The 19,568-nt window shown below is 68.2% G+C and carries 22 protein-coding genes; 5 read left to right on the forward strand and 17 right to left on the reverse strand.

Annotation, left to right across the window (positions count from 1 at the left end):
• Window positions 1-38: 38 nt before the first annotated feature.
• A complete protein-coding gene (gene mnmC, locus ACZ42P_RS12330) occupies window positions 39-1,892 on the forward strand; it encodes a bifunctional tRNA (5-methylaminomethyl-2-thiouridine)(34)-methyltransferase MnmC2/FAD-dependent 5-carboxymethylaminomethyl-2-thiouridine(34) oxidoreductase MnmC1 (RefSeq protein ID WP_464897832.1) in 1,854 nt (617 codons plus the stop codon).
• Entirely contained in the window at window positions 1,889-3,094 is a 1,206-nt protein-coding gene (locus ACZ42P_RS12335; RefSeq protein ID WP_464897833.1) for an NnrS family protein, read from the forward strand. The genes mnmC and ACZ42P_RS12335 overlap by 4 nt, the downstream gene beginning before the upstream one ends.
• Here ACZ42P_RS12335 and ACZ42P_RS12340 read toward each other — a convergent pair whose 3' ends face one another.
• From ACZ42P_RS12340 to ACZ42P_RS12360, 5 genes are all read right to left on the reverse strand, one after another.
• Window positions 3,095-4,333, reverse strand: a complete 1,239-nt coding sequence (locus ACZ42P_RS12340) for an EAL and HDOD domain-containing protein (RefSeq protein ID WP_464897834.1) — start codon at window positions 4,331-4,333, stop codon at window positions 3,095-3,097.
• Window positions 4,334-4,373: 40 nt separating this feature from the next.
• Window positions 4,374-4,754, reverse strand: a complete 381-nt coding sequence (locus ACZ42P_RS12345; protein ID WP_464897835.1) for a hypothetical protein — start codon at window positions 4,752-4,754, stop codon at window positions 4,374-4,376.
• Between the two features lie 348 nt (window positions 4,755-5,102).
• Window positions 5,103-6,113 (reverse strand): quinolinate synthase NadA, encoded by a 1,011-nt coding sequence (nadA, locus tag ACZ42P_RS12350; RefSeq protein WP_464897836.1) that lies wholly within the window; start codon window positions 6,111-6,113, stop codon window positions 5,103-5,105.
• 23 nt (window positions 6,114-6,136) lie between these two features.
• On the reverse strand, window positions 6,137-6,808 hold the full coding sequence (locus ACZ42P_RS12355; RefSeq protein WP_464897837.1) for an NUDIX hydrolase: 672 nt from the start codon (window positions 6,806-6,808) through the stop codon (window positions 6,137-6,139).
• A gap of 91 nt (window positions 6,809-6,899) precedes the next feature.
• Window positions 6,900-7,475, reverse strand: coding sequence for a LexA family protein (locus ACZ42P_RS12360; RefSeq protein WP_464897838.1), 576 nt, complete (start codon window positions 7,473-7,475; stop codon window positions 6,900-6,902).
• Window positions 7,476-7,668: 193 nt separating this feature from the next.
• Between ACZ42P_RS12360 and ACZ42P_RS12365 the strand changes: the two genes are divergently transcribed.
• The gene (locus ACZ42P_RS12365) at window positions 7,669-7,968 is read left to right on the forward strand and encodes a hypothetical protein (protein ID WP_464897839.1); all 300 of its coding nucleotides are present in this window, start codon (window positions 7,669-7,671) and stop codon (window positions 7,966-7,968) included.
• 11 nt (window positions 7,969-7,979) lie between these two features.
• The gene (locus ACZ42P_RS12370; protein WP_464897840.1) at window positions 7,980-8,447 is read left to right on the forward strand and encodes a hypothetical protein; all 468 of its coding nucleotides are present in this window, start codon (window positions 7,980-7,982) and stop codon (window positions 8,445-8,447) included.
• 157 nt (window positions 8,448-8,604) lie between these two features.
• Here the strand turns inward: ACZ42P_RS12370 and ACZ42P_RS12375 are convergent, their stop codons facing one another.
• From ACZ42P_RS12375 to coaBC, 3 genes are all read right to left on the reverse strand, one after another.
• Complete coding sequence (locus ACZ42P_RS12375) at window positions 8,605-10,080, reverse strand: GGDEF domain-containing protein (protein ID WP_464897841.1); 1,476 nt, start codon at window positions 10,078-10,080, stop codon at window positions 8,605-8,607.
• 146 nt (window positions 10,081-10,226) lie between these two features.
• On the reverse strand, window positions 10,227-10,676 hold the full coding sequence (gene dut, locus ACZ42P_RS12380) for a dUTP diphosphatase (protein WP_464897842.1): 450 nt from the start codon (window positions 10,674-10,676) through the stop codon (window positions 10,227-10,229).
• 86 nt (window positions 10,677-10,762) lie between these two features.
• Entirely contained in the window at window positions 10,763-11,965 is a 1,203-nt protein-coding gene (gene coaBC, locus ACZ42P_RS12385) for a bifunctional phosphopantothenoylcysteine decarboxylase/phosphopantothenate--cysteine ligase CoaBC (protein WP_464897843.1), read from the reverse strand.
• A 38-nt stretch (window positions 11,966-12,003) separates the two neighbouring features.
• Between coaBC and radC the strand changes: the two genes are divergently transcribed.
• Window positions 12,004-12,681, forward strand: coding sequence for a RadC family protein (gene radC, locus ACZ42P_RS12390; RefSeq protein WP_464897844.1), 678 nt, complete (start codon window positions 12,004-12,006; stop codon window positions 12,679-12,681).
• A gap of 31 nt (window positions 12,682-12,712) precedes the next feature.
• Here radC and ccmI read toward each other — a convergent pair whose 3' ends face one another.
• The 9 genes from ccmI to ccmA are packed head-to-tail and all read right to left on the reverse strand — an operon-like array spanning window position 12,713 to window position 19,520.
• Complete coding sequence (gene ccmI / locus ACZ42P_RS12395; protein ID WP_464897845.1) at window positions 12,713-13,888, reverse strand: c-type cytochrome biogenesis protein CcmI; 1,176 nt, start codon at window positions 13,886-13,888, stop codon at window positions 12,713-12,715.
• Window positions 13,885-14,358 (reverse strand): cytochrome c-type biogenesis protein, encoded by a 474-nt coding sequence (locus ACZ42P_RS12400; RefSeq protein WP_464897846.1) that lies wholly within the window; start codon window positions 14,356-14,358, stop codon window positions 13,885-13,887. The genes ccmI and ACZ42P_RS12400 overlap by 4 nt, the downstream gene beginning before the upstream one ends.
• Complete coding sequence (locus tag ACZ42P_RS12405) at window positions 14,355-14,879, reverse strand: DsbE family thiol:disulfide interchange protein (RefSeq protein WP_464897847.1); 525 nt, start codon at window positions 14,877-14,879, stop codon at window positions 14,355-14,357. Before ACZ42P_RS12405 ends, ACZ42P_RS12400 begins: the two co-directional genes overlap by 4 nt.
• The gene (locus tag ACZ42P_RS12410) at window positions 14,879-16,837 is read right to left on the reverse strand and encodes a heme lyase CcmF/NrfE family subunit (RefSeq protein ID WP_464897848.1); all 1,959 of its coding nucleotides are present in this window, start codon (window positions 16,835-16,837) and stop codon (window positions 14,879-14,881) included. Before ACZ42P_RS12410 ends, ACZ42P_RS12405 begins: the two co-directional genes overlap by 1 nt.
• A gap of 27 nt (window positions 16,838-16,864) precedes the next feature.
• Window positions 16,865-17,323 carry a cytochrome c maturation protein CcmE gene (gene ccmE, locus ACZ42P_RS12415; RefSeq protein ID WP_464897849.1) on the reverse strand — a complete coding sequence of 153 codons (459 nt, stop codon included), beginning with the start codon at window positions 17,321-17,323 and terminating at the stop codon, window positions 16,865-16,867.
• Window positions 17,307-17,501 (reverse strand): heme exporter protein CcmD, encoded by a 195-nt coding sequence (gene ccmD, locus ACZ42P_RS12420; protein ID WP_464897850.1) that lies wholly within the window; start codon window positions 17,499-17,501, stop codon window positions 17,307-17,309. The genes ccmE and ccmD overlap by 17 nt, the downstream gene beginning before the upstream one ends.
• Entirely contained in the window at window positions 17,498-18,241 is a 744-nt protein-coding gene (gene ccmC / locus ACZ42P_RS12425; protein ID WP_464897851.1) for a heme ABC transporter permease CcmC, read from the reverse strand. Before ccmC ends, ccmD begins: the two co-directional genes overlap by 4 nt.
• On the reverse strand, window positions 18,238-18,903 hold the full coding sequence (gene ccmB, locus ACZ42P_RS12430) for a heme exporter protein CcmB (protein ID WP_464897852.1): 666 nt from the start codon (window positions 18,901-18,903) through the stop codon (window positions 18,238-18,240). The genes ccmC and ccmB overlap by 4 nt, the downstream gene beginning before the upstream one ends.
• Window positions 18,900-19,520 carry a cytochrome c biogenesis heme-transporting ATPase CcmA gene (gene ccmA / locus ACZ42P_RS12435; RefSeq protein ID WP_464897853.1) on the reverse strand — a complete coding sequence of 207 codons (621 nt, stop codon included), beginning with the start codon at window positions 19,518-19,520 and terminating at the stop codon, window positions 18,900-18,902. The genes ccmB and ccmA overlap by 4 nt, the downstream gene beginning before the upstream one ends.
• Window positions 19,521-19,568 lie beyond the last annotated feature (48 nt).

Here is a 19,568-nt window from a genome sequence, read left to right on the forward strand (position 1 = left end):
CGCGCCCCGACCCTGATCGCCTGCGATGACCGCCGGCCATGATCGAATGGCGCAACGGGGCACCCTGGTCGCCCCGCTTCGGCGACGTCTATTTCTCCCCTGATGCCGGGCCCGAAGAGACCCGGCACGTTTTCCTCGCCGGCAATGACCTGGCCCGCCGCTTCGCGCAACTGGCGCCGGGGCAGACCTTCACCCTGGGCGAGACGGGCTTCGGCACCGGCCTCAACTTCCTTTCCGCCTGGCAGCTGTTCGAAACCTGCGCGCCGCCCGGTGCCCAGCTCGACTATTTCAGCGTCGAGGCCTATCCCCTGGAGGACGGGGAACTCGCGGCGGTGACGGCCTGCTGGCCCCTGCTTGAGCCCCTTGCCAAGCCGCTTACGGCCCGCTGGCGGCGGCGCGTGCCCGGCTGGAACCGCTGGCATTTCGCGGGCGGCCGGGTGCGCCTCACCCTGGCCTGGGAAGATGTGGCCACGGCCCTCAAGGGCCTGCCGGCGGCCTGCGTGGATGCCTGGTTTCTCGATGGCTTCGCGCCGGCGAAGAATCCGGAGATGTGGAGTGCCACGGTGTGTGGCGAGCTGGCCCGCGCCAGCCGTCCCGGTGCCAGTTTCGCCACCTACACCGCCGCCGGCTGGGTGCGGCGCAATCTGGCGACGGCGGGCTTCCAGGTGGAGAAATGCCCGGGTTTCGGGCGCAAGCGGGACATGTTGCGGGGCGCAAAGCCCGGCCCCTGGCAGCCGTCGGCGTTCCCCGCCCCGAGGGTGGTGGTGATTGGCGGCGGCCTGGCCGGCACTGCCGCGGGCTGGGCCCTGGCGCGCCGGGGACTGGCGGTGGAACTCGTGGAAGCCGCGCCGGTGCTGGCTGCCGGCGCCTCCGGAAACCCGGTGGGCATGTTGCACCTGCGCCTGGCGGCAGGCATGGGCCCGCTGCAGCGCCTGCTGCTCGCGGCCTGGGGCCATGCCCTGGCCAGCCTGGACGAGGTGTTGCCGGTGGACGGCGAGCGGCGGGCGGAATGCGGCCTGCTGCAGCTTGCGGTCACGCCGGAGGAGGCACGGCGCATCGAACGCCTCGCAGCCCTGCCCTGGCCCGCGCACCTGTGCCTGCCGGTGACGGCCGGCGAGGCCCGGGAGCGGGCCGGTGTGCCCCTTGGGGTGAATGGCCTGTGGTTTCCCCAGGGCGGCTGGGTGGCGCCCGCGGCACTGTGTGCCGCCTTCGCCCAGGGGCTGTCCCTGCAGCCTGGCCGGCCGGTGACGGCGCTGGCGCCGGCCGCGGCAGGCTGGCAGGTGGCCACGCCGGGGGGCGTGGTGGGGGCCGAGGCCGTGGTGGTGGCCAACAGCCATGCCGCGCGGGGTTTCGCGCCCCTCGCGCATCTGCCCCTGCAGCCGGTGCGGGGCCAGATCACGGAGCTTGCCGCCACGCCCGCAAGCCGGCGGCAGGCGTGTGTGTTGTGTGGCGAGGTGTATCTCACGCCGGCGCGGGGCGATCGGCACGTGCTGGGTGCCACCACCCGCTTCGACGATGCCGGCACCGATGTGCGCCTGCCGGAGCACGAGGAGAATCTCGCCCGCCTGGCGGCCCAGTTCCCCGGGGTTTACCAGACCCTGGGCGGCGGGGCCGCCTGCGTCGTCGGCGGACGCGCGGCGATACGCTGCTCGGCGCCCGGGGCGATGCCCCTCATCGGCGAGGTCGCGCCGGGCCTGCTGGTGAGCCTGGCCCACGGCACGCGCGGCCTGCTCACCGCCGCCCTGGCAGGAGAGTGCATCGCCGCGGCCCTCACCCACACGCTGCCGCCGCTGCCGGCCAACCTGGCTGCGGCCGCCTCACCGCAACGGTTCGGCCCCCTTGACGCGTCTCAAGGAAGAGCCGACCGTCACCCTGGAAAATCCAGACCATGAGTGTCGTCCAAATCACGAGCCCCGGGGCGCGTCCCCATCCCTTCGCCCTGTTCAATCTGGGCTTTCGTCCCTTCTTCCTGCTGGCGGCCGCGTTTGCGCCCCTGTCCCTCCTGGTGTGGGTGGGCACCCAGATTCATGGCTGGCCGCTGCCGGCCGGGCTGCCCGTGGCGCCCATGGCCTGGCACGGCCACGAGATGGTGTTCGGCTATGCCATGGCCGTGGTGGCGGGCTTCCTGCTCACCGCGGTGCGCAACTGGACCCAACTGCCCACGCCCCGGGGTCTGCCCCTCGCGGCCCTGGCAGGGGCGTGGCTTGGCGCGCGGCTGGTGATGGCCTGGGCGCCCCACGCCCTCGCCGCCGCCGCGCTGCTGGATCTCGCTTTCGGCCTCGCCCTGGTGGTGGCCATTGCCCGTCCCCTGGCGCGTGCCGGCCAATGGCCGCAGTTCGGCATCGTGGCCAAGGTGGGACTGCTGGTCCTTGCCAATGGGGCGTTCTATGCCGGCGCCCTGGGCTGGCTCGAGGCCGGGGTGCGCTGGGGTCTCTATTCCGGGTTGTATCTGATCCTGTCGCTGATCTTCGTCATGGCGCGGCGGGTGGTGCCCTTCTTCATCGAACGGGGCGTGGGCTATTCCGTCACGCTGCGCAACCGGGTCTGGGTGGACCGCTTGAGCCTCGTGCTCATGCTGGCCTTCTGGGTGGCCGATGTGTTCCTGGCGGTCCCGGCGGCCGTGGCGCTGCTTGCCCTGGCCCTGCTGGCCGTGCACGCGGTGCGCCTGTTCGACTGGCATACGCCCGGCATTTGGCGCAAGCCGCTCCTGTGGGTGCTCTATGTGGGCTATGCCACGGCAGTGCTGGGTTTCCTGCTCAAGGGGCTTTCCGTCTGGGCGGGGGTGTCGCCCTACCTTGCGGTGCATGCCTTCGCCGCCGGCGGCATTGGACTCATGACCGTGGGCATGATGGCGCGGGTGACCCTGGGGCACACGGGACGCAGTGTGCAGACGCCTCCCCGGGCGGTGACTGCCGTGTTCGTCCTGATGGCGGCGGCTTTCGTGGCACGGGTGGCGGCACCGCTGGTGTGGCCCGCGGCGTATGGCGTGTGGCTGGGCCTGGCGATGGGATTGTGGGTGGCGGCCTTCGCGCTGTTCCTGGCGGTCTATGCGCCCATGCTGGTGCGTCCGCGTATCGACGGTCAGCCGGGCTGATCAGCCGCCGCTTTCCGCCAGGCTGTCCACCCAGCGCGCGGCGGCGAGCTGGGCCTCGATGAGGTCGTTGGGATGCAGCTCGGGCAGTTCCCTGAGCAGGGCGGAGACCTGGTCGAAATCGGCCCGTTCCAGGGCCTCGCACAGGGCGAGCAGGCGTCCCAGCCGGCCGCGGCGCTGGAGCAGGGCGCAGCGGATGTCCTCCGACAGCCGCAGCGCCTGCGCCAGCTCCCGAAGAGGCTGCCCCAGCAGGGCATCCAGCAGGGAAAAAATGCCGGTCATGTAGGCCTGGTCCTGGAGCAGACGGTCCTTGCTTGCCGTGATGCGGGCGAGGATTTCCATGGTCTTCCCCCGCGCGGCGGCCAGGCGCATGAGGGGCGGGGGATAGGCGCCGGTGCCGGGTTCCAGGGCGAACAAAAGCAACTGCAGCCAGCGCATGAGCTGGCGCCGGCCGAGCACCACGATGGCCTGCCCCAGGGTGCGGATGCGCTGGTTGGCGCCGCAGGCCACGGAGTTGGTCAGGCGCAGCAGGTTGTAGGTGAGCTTGGCATCTTGCTTGAAAGCGGCCTCCAGCTCCGCCGTTTCCGCATCCTCCAGCACCAGGCCCAGCAACTTGAGCAGGGTGAGCTGGGAGGGGTCGGCACGCTTGCTGGCAAGCACCGTGGGCTTGGCGAAGAAATAGCCCTGGAAATAGTGGAAGCCCAGCTCGCGGCAGGTGTCGAACTGCTCCCGGTTGTCGATCTTTTCCGCGAGCAGCTTGGCCGGCCAGGATTTGAGGCGCGCCACTGCCTCCCGCAGGCCTGCCTCGTCCAGCGCCATGACGTCCACCTTGACCACGTCCACCAGGGGCAGCAGCGCCTGGTAGTCCTCACGCATGCCGGCGAAGTCGTCCAGCGCCAGGGTGAATCCCTGCTTCTTGAGGCTGACGCAACGGTCGATCACGCTGGCGTCCACCGTCACGGTCTCCAGGATTTCCAGCACCATCTGCTGCGCGGGCAGAAGCTCGATCATGTCCGACAGCAGCATGTCGCGGCTCACGTTGACGAAGCCCAGGGCCTGGCCCAGGACCGCCTGCACACCCATCTCGCTGAACAGGTGGGTGACCACCTGGGCGGTGGCCGCCAGATCGCTGGTCACCTCGGCACGGCCAACGTCGCTTTTGCGGAACAGCAGCTCATAGGCGAACAGGTTCTGCTCCCGGTCGAGAATGGGCTGGCGCGCGAGGAATATCTGATCGCTCATGGAGTGTCCTGGGGGGGCTGTCCGCAACGGGTGCAGGCGGTCATCTGGGCGGCAGGCGTTGTGCCCGCGCGCTGGCACGGTTGAAGCGCTCGATGCAGTCACGCACGGTGGCGTGCAGATCGTCATCGGTGGCCACCACGCATTCGCCACTGACGGGCGGCCGCGCCGCCGGCCCTGCAGTCGGGGTGGGGGGCGCAGGGTTTGCCCCGGCCGGGGAAGGCGGCGCAGGCGGGTTCACCGGGGCGGCGGTTAGGGTCACCTGGGGCGCGGCAATGATGCGGGGCAGGTTGCGCAGGGCCTGGTTTTCCCTTTCCAGCGCCGCCTGACGCGCCTGCAGCTCGTGAAGCGCCTGGGCGTTCCGGCCCTGGATCATGAGGGCCGAGGCGAGCGCCCCGGTGCCGGCAAGGGCGATGCCGCCCACGGCAAGCCACAGTGGCCTGGAACGCAGAAAGCCGTGAGCCCGGGATGCCTCGTCCCCAGGGGGCGGACTGACCGGCAGTGCCTCCCCCGCTGGGGGCGGACTGTCGGCGGGGGGTTCGTCTGCGGCGACTGACGCGGTCTCTTCAGTGGGCGCTGGGGCGGTCGTCCGGCGCAGCAGACGCTCCCGCAGAAGGCTCAGGAATTGCATGGCACTCGACGTCCCGGTCGTGGGGCAGGCTGCCCTTTGCCAATTTATCGGCCGGGATGGTCCGGACTTGATGCCCGACAGGCGCGGGCTACTGCCGGGATAGGTCATCCCCGGCTGCGTTTTTTCACGCCTGGCGCGGGCTCAGGGGCGTGGCTGCGTGGCGGCGAAATCCAGCATGCGCTGGATGGAGACCACTGCCCGGCGCCGCACCGCCTCGTCGATCACCACCTCGTTGCGGCCGGTGGCCAGGACCCGTTCCAATGCGTCCAGGCTGTTCATGGCCATCCACGGGCAGTGGGCACAGCTCACACAGGTGGCGCCTGCGCCGCCGCTGGGAGCCTCGATGAAGGTCTTGCCCGGCGCGGCCTCGCGCATCTTGTGGAAGATGCCGTTGTCGGTGGCGACGATGAACTCGGGGTTGGGCAGCTCCCGCGCGGCCCGGATGAGGGTGGTGGTGGAGCCCACCACATCGGCGAGTCCCACCACGCCGGCCGGGGATTCCGGATGCACCAGCACCGCCGCCGCCGGGTGGCGCCGCTTCATGTCGGCGAGCAGCTCGGCCTTGAAGCGCTCGTGCACCACGCAACTGCCGTCCCAGAGCAGCATGTCGGCGCCGGTGACCCGCTGGACATAGCTGCCTAGGTGCTTGTCCGGCGCCCAGAGGATTTTCTTTCCCTCACGGTGCAGATGCTCCACCACCTTGACCGCGATGGCGGAGGTCACCACCCAGTCGGCGCGGGCCTTCACCGCCGCACTGGTGTTGGCATAGACCACCACGGTGCGGTCGGGATGGGCGTCGCAGAAGGCGCTGAAGGCGTCCGCCGGGCAGGCGTCGTCCAGGGAACAGGTGGCTTCCTTTTCCACCAGCAGCACCCGTTTCTCCGGGTTGAGGATCTTGGCGGTTTCGCCCATGAAGCGCACACCGGCCACCACCAGCGTTTTGGCCGGATGGGCATGGCCGAAGCGGGCCATCTCCAGGGAATCGGCCACGTAGCCTCCGGTTTCGTCGGCCAGGGTCTGCAGCGCGCCGTCCGTGTAGTAGTGGGCGACCAGTACGGCATCCTGTTCCACCAGCATGCGCTTGATGCGTTCGATCTGGGCCTCGCGATCGGTGGCAGACGGGACGGGGGCGAAGGGCAGGGCGGGTTCCATGGGCTTTCCTGGGCTGGGTGGGCCTAGCGGATGATCTCGACGCGGCCCGGGTGCTTGTTGCGAAACAGTTTGGCGGGACGGTGGCTGCCGTTGCGACGCTGGGCGCCGGTTTCCTCGATCAGGTTGCGGGCGAGGATCCATTTCCGGAAATTGCGTTTGTCCAGGCGCTCCGAGCGAATGATCTCGTACACCTCCTGCAGCTCGCTCAGGGTGAACTGGGCGGGCAGGAACTGGAAAGCGATGGTGGAATACTCCAGCTTGGCCACCAGACGCTCGTGGGCCTTCTCCACGATTTCACGGTGATCGAAGGCCAGCGCCGGCAGCTCACCATAGGCAAACCAGGCCGCCTCGCTGGCATCGGAACCGGAGCGGAGGACGAGCCGGTCGGCGGGTGCGAGGCCGTAGTAGGCCACGGAAATGACCCGCTCGCGGGGATCCCGGTCGGGCCGGCCGAAGGTGTAAAGCTGCTCCAGATAGACATCGCTGATGCCCGTTTCCTCGTAGAGCTCGCGCAGGGCACAGGCGGCGAGGTCCTCGGCGGGATCGAGAAAGCCCCCGGGCAGGGCCCACTGGCCGGCGAAGGGCGGGTTGCGCCGGCGGATAAGCAGCACCTTGAGGGTCTCCTCCCGGATGGTGAACAGCACCACGTCGGTGGTCACCGCAGGGTGGGGATGGGCATAGCAGAACTGGGCCACGGCCTTGCCTCGTGTCAGGAAGACACCAAGATTAGTGTCTGGTTTACACTATGTCAAGGCGCGGGCCGGAAAGTTCGCCCCTGCGGGATGGTCAGCGGTACTTGCGCACCAGCCCCACCACCACGCCGTAGATTTCCAGGCTGCCGGTCGGGCGGATGGGGGCATAGGCGGGATTGGCGGCCCGCAGGAGAAAGCCCTGGCGGTCCCGGTCCAGGTATTTGAGAGTGAACTCGTTGTCCACCACGGCCACCACGATGTCGCCCACTTCCGCGGCAGGCTTGCGCTCCACCACGACGATGTCCCCGTCGCGGATGCCGGCGTCGATCATGGAATCGCCCTTGACCGGAATGAGCACGGTGCGGGAGGGACGTTCGATGAGATACTCATCCAGGGTGAGGGCATCCGCCGTTCCCTCACCCGCGGGATGGGGCAAGCCGGCGCGCACGCCGTCCACCCGCGGGCGCTCGAAGAAGCGTGCCGTGGGCTTGAGGCGCCGGTCCGGGGCGGTTTCCAGGTAGCCGGCCTGTTTCAGCCGCCCCACCAGGGCGGCCACGGAAGACTTGGACCGCAGGCCCAGAAGCTCGCCCATGGTGGAATAGGCGGGCAGCACCCGGTGGCGGGCGTAGAAGTCCTGGAGCCTGGCGAGATACTGGGCATCATCGGCCATGCCGGCATCCTATCGAACGATGGTTCGATAATCAAGTCGCGCCGGCCTGGCCCGAAACTTGCAACAGTCTTTCCGGGCAGCGGGGCACTGGTCCAAACGGACGTCGCTTGTGTTACGCTTGCATGTCCCGGCAAGGGGCGGGGGTCGTTCCGGAGGAGCGGCGAAAGTCCAATAACAACGAGGAAATGCCAACATGGATGTCGAGATCATCACAGTCATCATGGCGTCGGCCATCATCGTCATGCTCTATTGCCTGTGGCTGGTGTTCAGCCTGAAGTCACGGGTGCCCGGCGGGGTGGTGGGGAAGCGCTGGCGGGTGCTGTCGGGCATGGTGGTGCTGTTTGCCATCGGTTACGCGGCCATGCCCTTCCTGGGTGAGCTGTCGGAAACCACCCTGCGCTACGTGGTGTCGCTGATCTTCTTCTTCGGCGCCATCTACGTGGCCATCACCATCAAGCTCATCTACACCGTGATCGAGGAGCTGTCGGCCTGATGGAGTTCGCCATGGACCCGCGACTCGTATTCGTGCGCACTGCCAAGGGCGAGGAGGAATTCCAGCGGCGCACCCATGGCCTGGCCCAGGCCCTGCGCCGGGTGCTGATCCTGGTGGACGGCAAGTCGCCCGTTTCCCGCATCGTCGAACGCGGCCTGGGGGTGCCCGACGTGGAGGGGGCGCTCACCACCCTGGCCCAGGAAGGCTACATCGCCACCGCCGAGGAGGCCGGTCGGCGCGGGCTCGGCGTGGGGGATCCCAAGGCGGAGCTCGCCACCCTGGCGCGTTCCCTCCTGGGGCCCCAGAGCGCCAAGGTGGTGAAAAAAATCCAGGAGTCCGGCGATACCCCCCAGGAACTGGCCGCCACCATCGACTCCTGCCGTAAGCTCATCAAGCTCTTCATCGACGACGCCAAGGCGGAGGAGTTCGCCCGCCGCGCCCACGAGCTGCTGTTCTCCAGCACCCAGATGGGACACTGAGCGCCCCATCGTCCGGCTGCAGGACGGGGAAGAAACCAGCCCGACGCAGACAACGTCCGGGTGCCGGACTGGACTCGGCCTGCAACGGCCAGGGTGTCGGGAGCAGGGGCTGTCTTTCCGCGCGCCGCGCTTGCCCTGCCGGGACCGTGAACGGGGCTCAGGCGGCCTTCGTTTCCGTTCGGTTGCGCCCGCCGCGCTTGGCTTCCAAAAGTGCCTGGTCGGCGCGCGCCAGGGCCGCATTCTCTGCCTGGTCGTGGCGGTTGAATTCCGACAGGCCGCCGCTCCAGGAGAGCGCATGCACCACCCCCGGGGCCAGTTCCACGGTGGCGGGCATGCTGCGGCGCAGGCGGTCGGCGAGCTCCATGGCGCGCTTCAAGGGGGTGTTGGGGAAGATCACGCAGAACTCGTCGCCCCCCAGGCGCGCCACGAAATCGCTGGAGCGCAGGCGTTCCTTGAGCAGCTTGCCGAACTGGACGATGAGCTGATCCCCGGCATCATGGCCGTAGGTGTCGTTGATGCGCTTGAAGTTGTCGATGTCCAGGATGAGCAGGCTTGCCGGCCAGCCCTCCTTCGCCTGCTGGAAGATTTCCCGCTGCTTGGCGTCGAAGCTGCGCCGGTTGTGCACCTGGGAGAGATGATCGATGCCGGCCGAGTTCACGGCGGCCAGGTGCTTGCCTACCGTCAGTTTGCCCAGCTGATACAGGATGAGGTAGGCCGGCTGCACCTCCTCGAGCTGCACGTTGTAGCTCTTGCGCATGCGGTTGTGCGCCAGGTCGGAGAACAGCTTGGTGATGGCGGCGAGATCGTCCTGCAGGGCCCGGTTGGCGTAGAAGTAGATGAGGGCCAGCGTCAGCCCCAGAAGCACGATCAGGCCCACCCACACCAGCACGAAGCCCAACCGTAGATCGGCGAGCAGCCCCGTGGGGCCCGGCGGCGGCCAGGTGGCGAGCCGCCACGGGGTGCCCGAGATGTCCGTGTAGCGGGGGGCGGAGACGCTCTTGAGACTTTCGTCGCCACGCTTGAGCAGGGTGTCGAAGCGGTTGCCTTCCTGCTGCTGCAACTCGGCGTAGCCATCCAGGAGGGGCGTGCCCGCAAACAGGAGCTGGATATCGGCGAGATCCCGCGCGAGCAGCACGAAGCCCAGGAGGCGGTTGTCCTCGGGGTGGCGCACCGGCGCGGAAAAGCGCAGGTTCAGCCGATCCACGGTCATGGCATCGGTGCTGTCCGGCTGTTGCCGCAGGCTTTCGATCAGCCTGCGCTGGCTGGTGCTGAGGCTGCCGGGAATCGGGCTGCGGCCTGCCGCCTGGTCTTCGGTGAGGATCTGGATTTCGTGGAGTTCCGGGTAGAGGCCGCGCAAGGTGGCGACGAGATTCTGACGTTCGCTGTCCGAACCTTGGGCAAGGGCCTGCACCGTCAGGGGGGAATGGGCGATGGCCCGCGCCTCGCCGCGCAGGCGGATGGGCAGGCTTTGCAGCTGGGCCGCAAGCACCGCGCCGGCATAGGCGGGGGGCCGGCTGCCGGCATAGTGTTGATGCAGGGCCACCGCCGCGTGCAGCAGGAATCCCGCCGCCGAGGCGGCCAGCGCCAGCACGAAAAAACCCACCAGAAACAGGCGGGCGATGGAGGGCTTCATGTCGCTTCCCGCTCCCTTGTGCCTCTCCGGTTCGTGGACCGGAGTGTGTGATGCCGGACCCGGGGACTCGGCCCCTTGCCGGTGTCTCCTTGGCAGCCCGAGAAGCAGCTTCCGTGCCAGCTCGGCGGGGAAGATCCGCCGCGCCGTCAGTGCTGGCCGGTACTGCCGAAGCCGCCACTACCCCGGTGGCTGGCTTCGAAGGATTCCACGATGTTGAAGCCCACCCGGGCCACCGGCACGATGACGAGTTGGGCAATGCGCTCCAGGGGCTGCAGGGTGAAGGCCGCCCGTCCCCGGTTCCAGCAGGAGACGAAGAGCTGCCCCTGGTAGTCGGAATCGATCAGGCCCACCAGATTGCCCAGGACGATGCCATGCTTGTGGCCCAATCCGGAGCGCGGCAGGATCAGCCCCGCGTAGCGGGGATCGCCGATGTGGATGGCAAGCCCCGTGGGGATGAGTTCGGTATCGCCGGGCTCGAGGGTGAGGGGACCGTCGATGGCCGCGCGCAGGTCCAGGCCCGCCGATCCCGGGGTGGCATAGGCGGGCAGCAAATCCCGCACCCGCGGGTCGAGGATCATCAGGTCAATGCGGTCCATGTATGGCTGTCGTCGTGGTTGCCGCGGGGAGGATGGCGCCTATTATGCCCGCCCGCCAGGACGGGTGGAATGGAAGACGGCCCCCCTCAACGCACGGAATGCGTAGCGGCGTACAGGGTGGCGATGTGGCGGATGAGCTGGCGCGCGAGCTCCAGTTTGGGCCCCGGAGCCAGGGCATGCACGCCGTTGTCGTCGAACAGGGTGAGGCGGGATTCGTCGCTGCCCACGGCCTCCTGCACCAGGTTGGCCGCCAGCAGGGGCAGATTCTTGCGCCGGCGCTTGAGCTCGGCGAATTCGTAGAGATTCTCGCTTTCCGCCGCGAAGCCCACGCAGAAGGGGGGATTGGGCCGGCTGGTGACGTTGGCCAGGATGTCCGGATTGGGCGCGAGTTCCAGGGTGAGGATGTGGGCATCCTTCTTGATCTTGTGCTCCGAGGGATTGAGCACGTAGTAGTCAGCCACGGCCGCCACGCTGATGAAGATGTCCGCCTCACCCACCTCGCCGTTGACGGCGTTGAGCATGTCCTGGGCGCTTACCACCGGAATCACCCGGGCACCGCGGGGCGGCTTGAGGGCGGTGGGGCCGGTGATGAGGGTGACGGCCGCGCCGGCCTCCAGCGCGGCGCGCGCCACCGCATAGCCCATCTTGCCGGAGGAGCGGTTGGTGATGCCCCGCACCGCATCGATGGCTTCGAAGGTGGGGCCCGCCGTGACCAGCACCCGCCTGCCTGCCAGGAGCTTGGGCTGGAAGAAGGCTTCCAGATCCTCCAACAGCTCTTCCGGCTCGAGCATGCGTCCCATGCCGGATTCGCCGCAGGCCTGTTCACCTTCCGCCGGCCCCAGCACCAGGATGCCGTCTTCCCGGATCCGTTCCAGATTGCGGCGGGTGGCGGGGTTCTCCCACATTTGCCGGTTCATGGCGGGCGCCACGAGGAGCGGGCACTCCCGCGCCAGACACAGGGTGGACAACAGATCGTCCGCGCGTCCCTGGGCCAGCTTGGCCAGGAAATCGGCGCTGGCGGGCGCCACCAGACAGGCGTCCGCATCACGGGTGAACTCGATGTGGGCCATGCCGTTGTCGATGCGTGGATACCACAGGCTGGTAAAGACCGGCTTGCCCGACAGGGCCTGGAGGGTGACCGGCGTGATGAACTGGGTGGCAGCCTCGGTCATCACCACCTGCACTTCCATGTGGGCCCGGCGCAGGAGTCGGGTGAGCTCCGCGGCCTTGTAGGCGGCAATGCCGCCGGTCACGCCCAGCAATATGCGTTTGGCATCGAAATCGGACATAATCGCTCCATTCTACCGGTAAGCGCGAGGAGTGAGGCATGGCGATCACGGACTGGCCTGTTTCGGAACGGCCGCGGGAGCGGCTCATCGGCCAGGGGGCCCACACCCTCTCCGATGCGGAGCTGCTGGCCATCTTCCTGCGGACCGGCGTGAGTGGCAAGAGCGCGGTGGATCTGGCGCGCGAACTGCTCGCCCGGTTCGGCAGCCTCAATCGCCTGTTCGGTGCGAGTCTGGAGCAATTCTGCGGCGTTCCCGGCATGGGGCCCGCCAAATACGCCCAGCTGCAGGCCGTGCTGGAGATGGCGCGCCGGGCGCTGGCCGAGCGCGCGGAACGGAATGATGCCCTGTCCTCGCCCCAGGCCGTACGCGATTATCTGCGCCTGCGTTTGGGGCCGCTGGAGCACGAGGTGTTCGCTGCGGTCTTCCTCGACGCCCAGAACCGCGTGATCGCCCTGGAGGAACTGTTCCGCGGCTCCCTCAAGGAGACCAGTGTCTATCCGCGGGAAGTGGTCAAGCGCGCCCTGCATCACAACGCCGCGGGGGTCATCTTCGCCCACAACCATCCCTCCGGTGTGGCCGAACCCAGCCGGGCCGACGAGGCGCTCACCCGGGCGCTCAAGGATGCCCTCGCCCTGGTGGACGTTCGGGTGCTCGACCACTTCATCGTCGCCGCCGGCAGCGGTGGGGTGTCCTTCGCGGAACGGGGACTGCTATAGGGCGCGCCTGCCGCGCCCGCGACGGGCGCGTTTACTGCACCACCCGGTCGATCACCAGTGTGATCCCGCTCGCACCCGGCTTGACTGGGCCGGTGCTGCCTTCCAGATCCCCGGGCTGGGGGGTGGCGCTGCCGCGCTTGCTCACGCGCGCGCCGATGATGACACGCTCGAAGTTGGAGAGCTTCATTTGCGGCGCCATGGCCTGGTCGTCGGTCAGGGTGAAGCGCGCTGGCAGCTCGCGGGCGGACAGACGCAGCACCGCCAGGGGCATGCGCGGGCCCTCGGCGGCACGGGCGAAGACGAACACGGTGTCGTCCGGCCCCACCTTGTCGCGCAATCCCTCCGCCAGGCGCACCGTGCCCGACACGCTGGCCGCTTGCGCCGCTTGCGCGGGCTCACCCAGTTCGGCGAGCTGGCGGCGCACCAGATTCGCGTCCTCGGAATCGGCGGGCAGCTGCGCCAGCAGCCGCTTCCAGTGGCCGGCCGCCGCCTGGCGGTCACCGGCTTCCAGGGCGGCGTAACCCGCGAGGTAGAGGGCCTTGCCATTGTCCGGATCCAGCTCGAGGGCGCGGGCCAGGAGTTGCGCCGGCCGCCCCGCCAGCCGCTGGCCCTGGACCATGGCCAGGGCATCGGCGTAATCCGCCAGCACCTGGGCATCCTCGGGCAACAGGCGCGCTGCGTGATCCAGGGCCGTGGCGGCTTCGGGGAAGCGCTCCAGCGCCATGTAGGCCTTGGCCAGCATGCGCCAGCCGGTGGCATCGTCCGGCTGCTGGGCGAGGTGTTTTTCCAGGGCGGGAAGCAGGGTTTCCACCTGCTGCTGGGGCGTCAGGCCGGCCAGACGCGGGGCGGTGATCGCCGCGGGATTTCCGAGCTGCCAGTACAGGCCGGCGGCGAGCAGGGGAATGGCCACCGCTACCACCAGCGCCGGCCAGCGGGGAAAGCGCGTCTCGCCCACGCCCGGTTCGCCCTGTACGTCCTGCAGGAGGCGGCGCTCCAGCTCGTTTTTCGCGGCCTCGAACTGGGATGGGGAGAGGGTGCCTGCATCCAGGTCGGCCTGCAGCTCGGCGAGTTGATCCTGGTACACGGCCACGTTGGCGGCGTCATGGGGCAGCACCATGGGCCGGCTGCGGCGCCGGGCCAGGGGCAGGGCGACGAACAGGACGGCGGCGAGGGTGAGCAGCGCCGCCGCAACGAAAAAGGCAGTCATGATCGGGGCTCTTGGGGAGACTTGCCGAGCAGCGCCTGCACGCGGGCTTCCTCTTCCGGCGAGAGGGGGGCATCGGGCAGGCTGCGGCGGCGGCGCGCAAGGAAATAGATGAAGCCGGCGATGGCGGCCCCGGCCAGCAGAAAGGGCCCGAACCAGAGCAGCCAGGTGGTGGATTTCACGGGCGGGCGGTAGAGCACGAAGTCGCCATAACGCTCCGTGAGATAGCGCGTGATTTCCCCATCGGACTTGCCCTGGCGCATCATTTCCCGGATTTCCCGGCGCAGGTCGGCGGCAAGGTCGGCCTGGGAGTCGGCCAGGCTTTCATTCTGGCAGACGAGACAGCGCAGTTCCTTGGCAAGCCGGTTGAGCCGTGCCTCCAGGACCGGATCCTCCGCCACCGGCACGGCTTCCTTCGCGTGGACGGGCGCGACAACCAGGGCGAGCAGCAGCGCCAGGAACAGCCGTTTCATTTGGAGAGCTCCGCCACCAGGGGCAGGATCTTGGCGTCCAGGACCTCCGGCGTCACCGGCCCGATGTGCTTCATGCGGATGATGCCGGCGCGGTCGATGACGTAGGTTTCGGGCACGCCATACACGCCGTAGTCGATGCCGACCCGTCCGTCGGCGTCGGACACCGACAGGCGGTAGGGATTGCCGAACCGGTCCAGCCAGGCCAGGGCGTCCGGCCGCTGGTCCTTGTAGTTGAGGCCGATGATGGGGACATCGCGGCTTTGCGCCAGATTCACCAGCACCGGGTGTTCTTCCCGGCAGGACACACACCAGGACGCCCAGACGTTGAGGAGCCAAACCTGGCCACGCATGTCCGCGGGGGAGAAGGTCTTGTCCGGTGCATCCAGGCGCGGCAGCTGGAAGGCTGGCGCCGGCTTGCCCACCAGGGGCGAGGGCACCTCCCGCGGGTCGCGCGACAGGCCCTTCCAGAGAAAGCCCACCAGCACCAGGAAGATGAGCAGCGGGACGAGGAAGCGCGCCATTACACCGTGCCTCCCGCGAGTGCCGCCGGCGTCGACCTGGGCAGCGCGCGGCTGGCGATGCGATAGCGCCGGTCGGACAGGGCGAGCAGTCCACCCAGCGCCATGAGCACGCAACCCCCCCAGATCCAGCCCACGAAGGGTTTGTAGTAGATGCGCACCGCCCACGCCCCATCCGGCAGGGGCTCACCCAGGGATACATACAGATCGCGTGTGAGGCCATTGTCGATGGCGGCTTCCGTCATGGGCATGCGCGAGGCGTTGTAGACCCGCTTCTCCGGCCGCAGCAGGGCGACGGTGCGACTGCCCCGGGTCACTTCCACCAGACCCTGGGAGGCCTGGTAGTTGGGGCCGGCGCGTTCCTGGATGCCGCGGAAGGTGAAGGTATAACCGGCCACGGTGGTGCTGTCCCCCACGGCCATCTTCATGTCGCGTTCGATCTCGAAACCCTTGACGATGGTAACCCCGACGATGAACACCCCCACCCCCAGATGGGCCAGATGCATGCCCCAGAAGGCGCGCGGCGGCCTGTTGTTCGTGCCCCGCAGGCGCCGCCACACCGCCACGGCCACGGTGGCGAACACCCAGAAGGCGAGCAGGAAGCCGAGACCGATGAGCGGCGTCCATTTGCCCAGTGTGAGGGGCAGGAGCAGGGCGCTCGCCACTGCCACGGCCAGCGCCCATTTCAGGCGGGTCGCCAGCTCCGGGAGGGACTGTTCCTTCCAACGCGCAACGGGACCCACGCCCATCAGGAAAACCACGGGCGCCATCAGCGGCAGGAACACCGCGTCGAAATAGGGGGGGCCCACCGAGATCTTGCCCAGCCCCAGGGCGTCAATGAACAGGGGATAGAGGGTGCCCAGCAGCACCGCGCCGGCCGCCACCAGCAGCAGCACGTTGTTGGCGAGCAGCAGCGTCTCCCGCGACAGCAGGGCGAACCGGCCACCCACCCCCACGCGCGGCGCACGCCAGGCGAACAGGGTGAGGGAGATGCCGATCACCACGGCCAGGAAGGCGAGGATGAACACGCCCCGGCGCGGGTCGGTGGCAAAGGCATGCACCGAAGTGAGCACGCCGGAGCGTACCAGGAAGGTGCCCAGCAGGGAAAGCGAGAAGGCGAGAATGGCCAGAAGCACCGTCCAGCTCTTGAAAGCACCGCGTTTCTCCGTCACGGCCAGGGAGTGAATGAGGGCGGTGCCCACCAGCCAGGGCATGAAGGAAGCGTTCTCCACCGGATCCCAGAACCACCAGCCGCCCCATCCCAGCTCGTAATAGGCCCAGCCGCTGCCCAGAGCGATGCCCAGGGTGAGGAACATCCACGCTGCCGTGGTCCAGGGACGGGACCAGCGCGCCCACGCGGCATCGAGCCGCCCCGAGAGCAGCGCCGCGATGGCGAAGGCGAAGGCGATGGAGAATCCCACGTAGCCCATGTAGAGCATGGGCGGATGGAATACCATGCCAGGATCCTGCAACAGGGGATTCAGGTCACGCCCTTCCAGGGGCGCGGGCAGCAGTCGCTCGAAGGGATTGGACACCAGCAGCATGAACAGCAGAAAACCCACGCCGATGAAGCCCATCACCCCCAGCACCCGCGCCACCAGATCGTCCGGCAGATGGCGGGAGAAGGCGGCCACGGCGAGCCCCCACAGGGTGAGCATGAAGGTCCACAGCAGCATGGAACCTTCGTGTCCGCCCCACACCGCGGCGAAGCGGTAGTGCGCAGGGAGCTGGCTATTGGAATTGGCCGCCACGTACTGCACCGAGAAATCGTTGGTGAGAAAGGCGTAGGCGAGACAGCCGAAGGCGAAGGCCACGAACACGAACTGGCCCACCGCGGCGGGGCGGGCCAGGGCCACCAGGTTGGGGGCCCGCCTTGCGGCGCCCAGGAACGGCAGGCTGCCCTGGACCAGGGCAAGGAGCAGGGCGAGGATGAGCGCGAAATGGCCGAGTTCAGGAATCATGAGAAGGCTCTCGGGAGGGGCTTGCGCTTACTGACTCAGGGTCTTGCCGGCCTGGGCGGCGGCCTTGCGGGCCTCTTCCAGGGAGTGGGCGGCCTCCGGCGGCATGTAGTTCTCGTCGTGCTTGGCCAGCACCTGGTCGGCCACGAACAGGCCGTCCGTGCCCAGCCTGCCCTGCACCACGGCACCCTTGCCTTCCTTGAACAGGTCCGGAAGGATGCCCTTGTAGCTCACGGGCAGACGGTTCAAGCGATCGGTGATGACGAAATGCACGGTGAGACCGTCCGCGTCGCGGCGCAGACTGCCTTCCTCCACCATGCCGCCGATGCGGAAGGTGCGGTCCACCGGCGCCTCCCGGTTGGCCACCTGGGTGGGCGTGAAGAAGAACACGAGATTGCTCTGGAATGCATTGAGCACCAGCGCAGTGGCCAGCCCCAGCACGGCCAGACCGCCTGCGATCAGGGCGAGTTTTCTATGTCGGGGTTTCATTGCGATCCTGGTTGGCGAGCCTGTGCATCTGATTCAAGGTCTTGAGCAAAGTTCTGCGCCGGCGGGCGAGCAGGAACACTTCCCCGGCCAGGCACAGCAGCGTGACGGCGTAGCTGCCCCAGACGTAGAAGGCATAGCCGCCCATGTGCCAGAAGGCTGACCAGCTTTCCCAGTTCATGGCTTGCGATCCAAAAGCTGCTGCACCCAGGCGGTGTGCTTTTCCCGTTCGAGAATGATGAGGCGGACCCTCGAGAGGGCCGCGGCGATGGCATACATCCAGGCGGCGAGGGCCATGAGCAGCATGCCGGTGAGCATGGTCATGGCCATGCTCGGGGCACGAGTCAGGCTGACGGAAGCGCCCTGGTGCAGGGTGTTCCACCATTGTACCGAAAAATAGATGATGGGCACGTTCACCGCGCCCACCAGCGCCAGGATGGCGCCGGCCTTGTCGGCCCGGCGCGGGTCGTCGATGGCGGCGGTGAGGGACATGTAGCCGATGTAGAGGAAAAGCAGGATGAGCTCCGAGGTGAGCCGCGCATCCCACACCCACCAGGTGCCCCAGGTGGGTTTGCCCCACAGCGCGCCGGTCCACAGCGCGACGAAGGTGAACATGGCACCGGTGGGCGCCAGGGCCTGGGCCATCATGGAGGACAGGCGTGTGTTGAAGGCCAGGCCGATGCCAGCCCAGAACGCCATGACCAGGTAGATGAACATGGACATCCACGCCGCCGGCACATGGATGAAGATGATGCGGTAGGCCTCGCCCTGGGTGGCATCGGTGGGCGCGACGAAGAAGGACACGTAGAGTCCCGCCACGCAGAACAGGACTGCGAGGGTGTAAAACAGGGGAACCAGCCTGCCGGCGAGGGGATAGAAAGTCGCCGGCGAGGAATATTTGAACCAGTTGATGCTCATCATTCCATCGCAATGCGCAGAGCCAGGGCCGACACGAAAGGTGTGGCTGCCAACGCAAGCAGCAGAAACGCGCCCAGCAGCGACAGGTGCCCTTCGGGACTCATGCCGATCATGGTGGTTTCCACTGCCCCGGCGCCAAAAATCAAAACCGGAATGTACAGCGGGAGCACCAGCAGGGACAACAGCACGCCCCCGCCGCGCAGGCCCAGCGTGAGGGCGGCACCAATGGCCCCGATCAGGGACAGCACCGGGGTGCCCAGGACGAGGGAGATCAGCAGCACGCCCAGGGCCGGGCCGGGCAGGTCGAACTGCAGGCCCAGCACCGGTGCCATCAGCGCCAGCGGCAGGCCGGAGACCATCCAGTGGGCCAGCACCTTGGCCAGCACGATGACCGCCAGGGGGGTGGGCGCCAGCGCCATCTGCTCCAGGGTACCGTCCTGGTGGTCCGCCGCAAACAGCCGGTTGAGGGACAGCATGGCGGCCAGCAGGGCCGCCACCCATACCACCCCCGGCGCGATCAGGCGCAGGGTCTCCCGTTCCGGACCCACGCCGAGGGGAAACAGGCTGACCACGATCACGAAGAAGAACAGACTGGTGAGCACGTCCGCCCGCCGCCGGTAGGCGAGCAGCAGATCGCGGCGCAGCATGGTCCAGAAGATGCTCATGGTGTGCCCAACTCCAGCCGGCGTGGCGTGACGTCATCCACCTGGATGGGCTGGTGGGTGGTGAGCACCACCAGTCCACCCGCCGCCAGGTGCGCGGCGAGGCGGCCCTGGATGAGCGCCACGGCGCGGGCATCCAGCGCGGTGAGGGGCTCGTCCAGGATCCACAGCGGCGCCCGCGTGATCAACAGCCGCGCCAGGGCGACCCGCCGACGCTGCCCCTGGGAGAGCAGCCGGGCGGGCAAATCCTCCCGGCCGGCAAGGCCCATGTGGGCGAGGGTGGCCCGTGCCGCATCCTCTGTCAGCGGTTCCCCCGCGAGCCGGCAACTGATGAGGAGATTTTCCCGGGCGGTGAGCTCGTCCTTGACCCCGTTGTGATGCCCGAGATAGAAGAGCTGGCCGCGGAACTCCTCGCCCAGGCCGGCAATCGTCTTGCCCTGCCAGCGCACTTCGCCGCCCGAAGGCGGTGTCAGGCCGCACAGGATGCGCAGCAGGCTGGTCTTGCCTGCGCCGTTGGGGCCGGTCACCAGCAAAAGCTCGCCGGCTGCCAGGGTGAAACTCAGGCCCGAGAACAGCCTGCGGCTGCCGCGTTCACAGGCCAGATCGACTGCTTCCAGCATGGTGGGGAGGACAAAAGCCAGGGACGATACCGGCTCTTGAGGGAATTT

The organism is Thiobacter subterraneus, from assembly GCF_055379455.1.

Coding starts and splice junctions, on each gene's coding strand:
- mnmC (WP_464897832.1), top strand. CDS start 39: ATGATCGAATGGCGCAACGGGGCACCCTGGTCGCCCCGCTTCGGCGAC.
- ACZ42P_RS12335 (WP_464897833.1), top strand. CDS start 1,889: ATGAGTGTCGTCCAAATCACGAGCCCCGGGGCGCGTCCCCATCCCTTC.
- ACZ42P_RS12340 (WP_464897834.1), bottom strand. CDS start 4,333: ATGAGCGATCAGATATTCCTCGCGCGCCAGCCCATTCTCGACCGGGAG.
- nadA (WP_464897836.1), bottom strand. CDS start 6,113: ATGGAACCCGCCCTGCCCTTCGCCCCCGTCCCGTCTGCCACCGATCGC.
- ACZ42P_RS12360 (WP_464897838.1), bottom strand. CDS start 7,475: ATGGCCGATGATGCCCAGTATCTCGCCAGGCTCCAGGACTTCTACGCC.
- ACZ42P_RS12365 (WP_464897839.1), top strand. CDS start 7,669: ATGGATGTCGAGATCATCACAGTCATCATGGCGTCGGCCATCATCGTC.
- ACZ42P_RS12370 (WP_464897840.1), top strand. CDS start 7,980: ATGGACCCGCGACTCGTATTCGTGCGCACTGCCAAGGGCGAGGAGGAA.
- ACZ42P_RS12375 (WP_464897841.1), bottom strand. CDS start 10,080: ATGAAGCCCTCCATCGCCCGCCTGTTTCTGGTGGGTTTTTTCGTGCTG.
- dut (WP_464897842.1), bottom strand. CDS start 10,676: ATGGACCGCATTGACCTGATGATCCTCGACCCGCGGGTGCGGGATTTG.
- coaBC (WP_464897843.1), bottom strand. CDS start 11,965: ATGTCCGATTTCGATGCCAAACGCATATTGCTGGGCGTGACCGGCGGC.
- radC (WP_464897844.1), top strand. CDS start 12,004: ATGGCGATCACGGACTGGCCTGTTTCGGAACGGCCGCGGGAGCGGCTC.
- ccmI (WP_464897845.1), bottom strand. CDS start 13,888: ATGACTGCCTTTTTCGTTGCGGCGGCGCTGCTCACCCTCGCCGCCGTC.
- ACZ42P_RS12400 (WP_464897846.1), bottom strand. CDS start 14,358: ATGAAACGGCTGTTCCTGGCGCTGCTGCTCGCCCTGGTTGTCGCGCCC.
- ACZ42P_RS12405 (WP_464897847.1), bottom strand. CDS start 14,879: ATGGCGCGCTTCCTCGTCCCGCTGCTCATCTTCCTGGTGCTGGTGGGC.
- ACZ42P_RS12410 (WP_464897848.1), bottom strand. CDS start 16,837: ATGATTCCTGAACTCGGCCATTTCGCGCTCATCCTCGCCCTGCTCCTT.
- ccmE (WP_464897849.1), bottom strand. CDS start 17,323: ATGAAACCCCGACATAGAAAACTCGCCCTGATCGCAGGCGGTCTGGCC.
- ccmD (WP_464897850.1), bottom strand. CDS start 17,501: ATGAACTGGGAAAGCTGGTCAGCCTTCTGGCACATGGGCGGCTATGCC.
- ccmC (WP_464897851.1), bottom strand. CDS start 18,241: ATGATGAGCATCAACTGGTTCAAATATTCCTCGCCGGCGACTTTCTAT.
- ccmB (WP_464897852.1), bottom strand. CDS start 18,903: ATGAGCATCTTCTGGACCATGCTGCGCCGCGATCTGCTGCTCGCCTAC.
- ccmA (WP_464897853.1), bottom strand. CDS start 19,520: ATGCTGGAAGCAGTCGATCTGGCCTGTGAACGCGGCAGCCGCAGGCTG.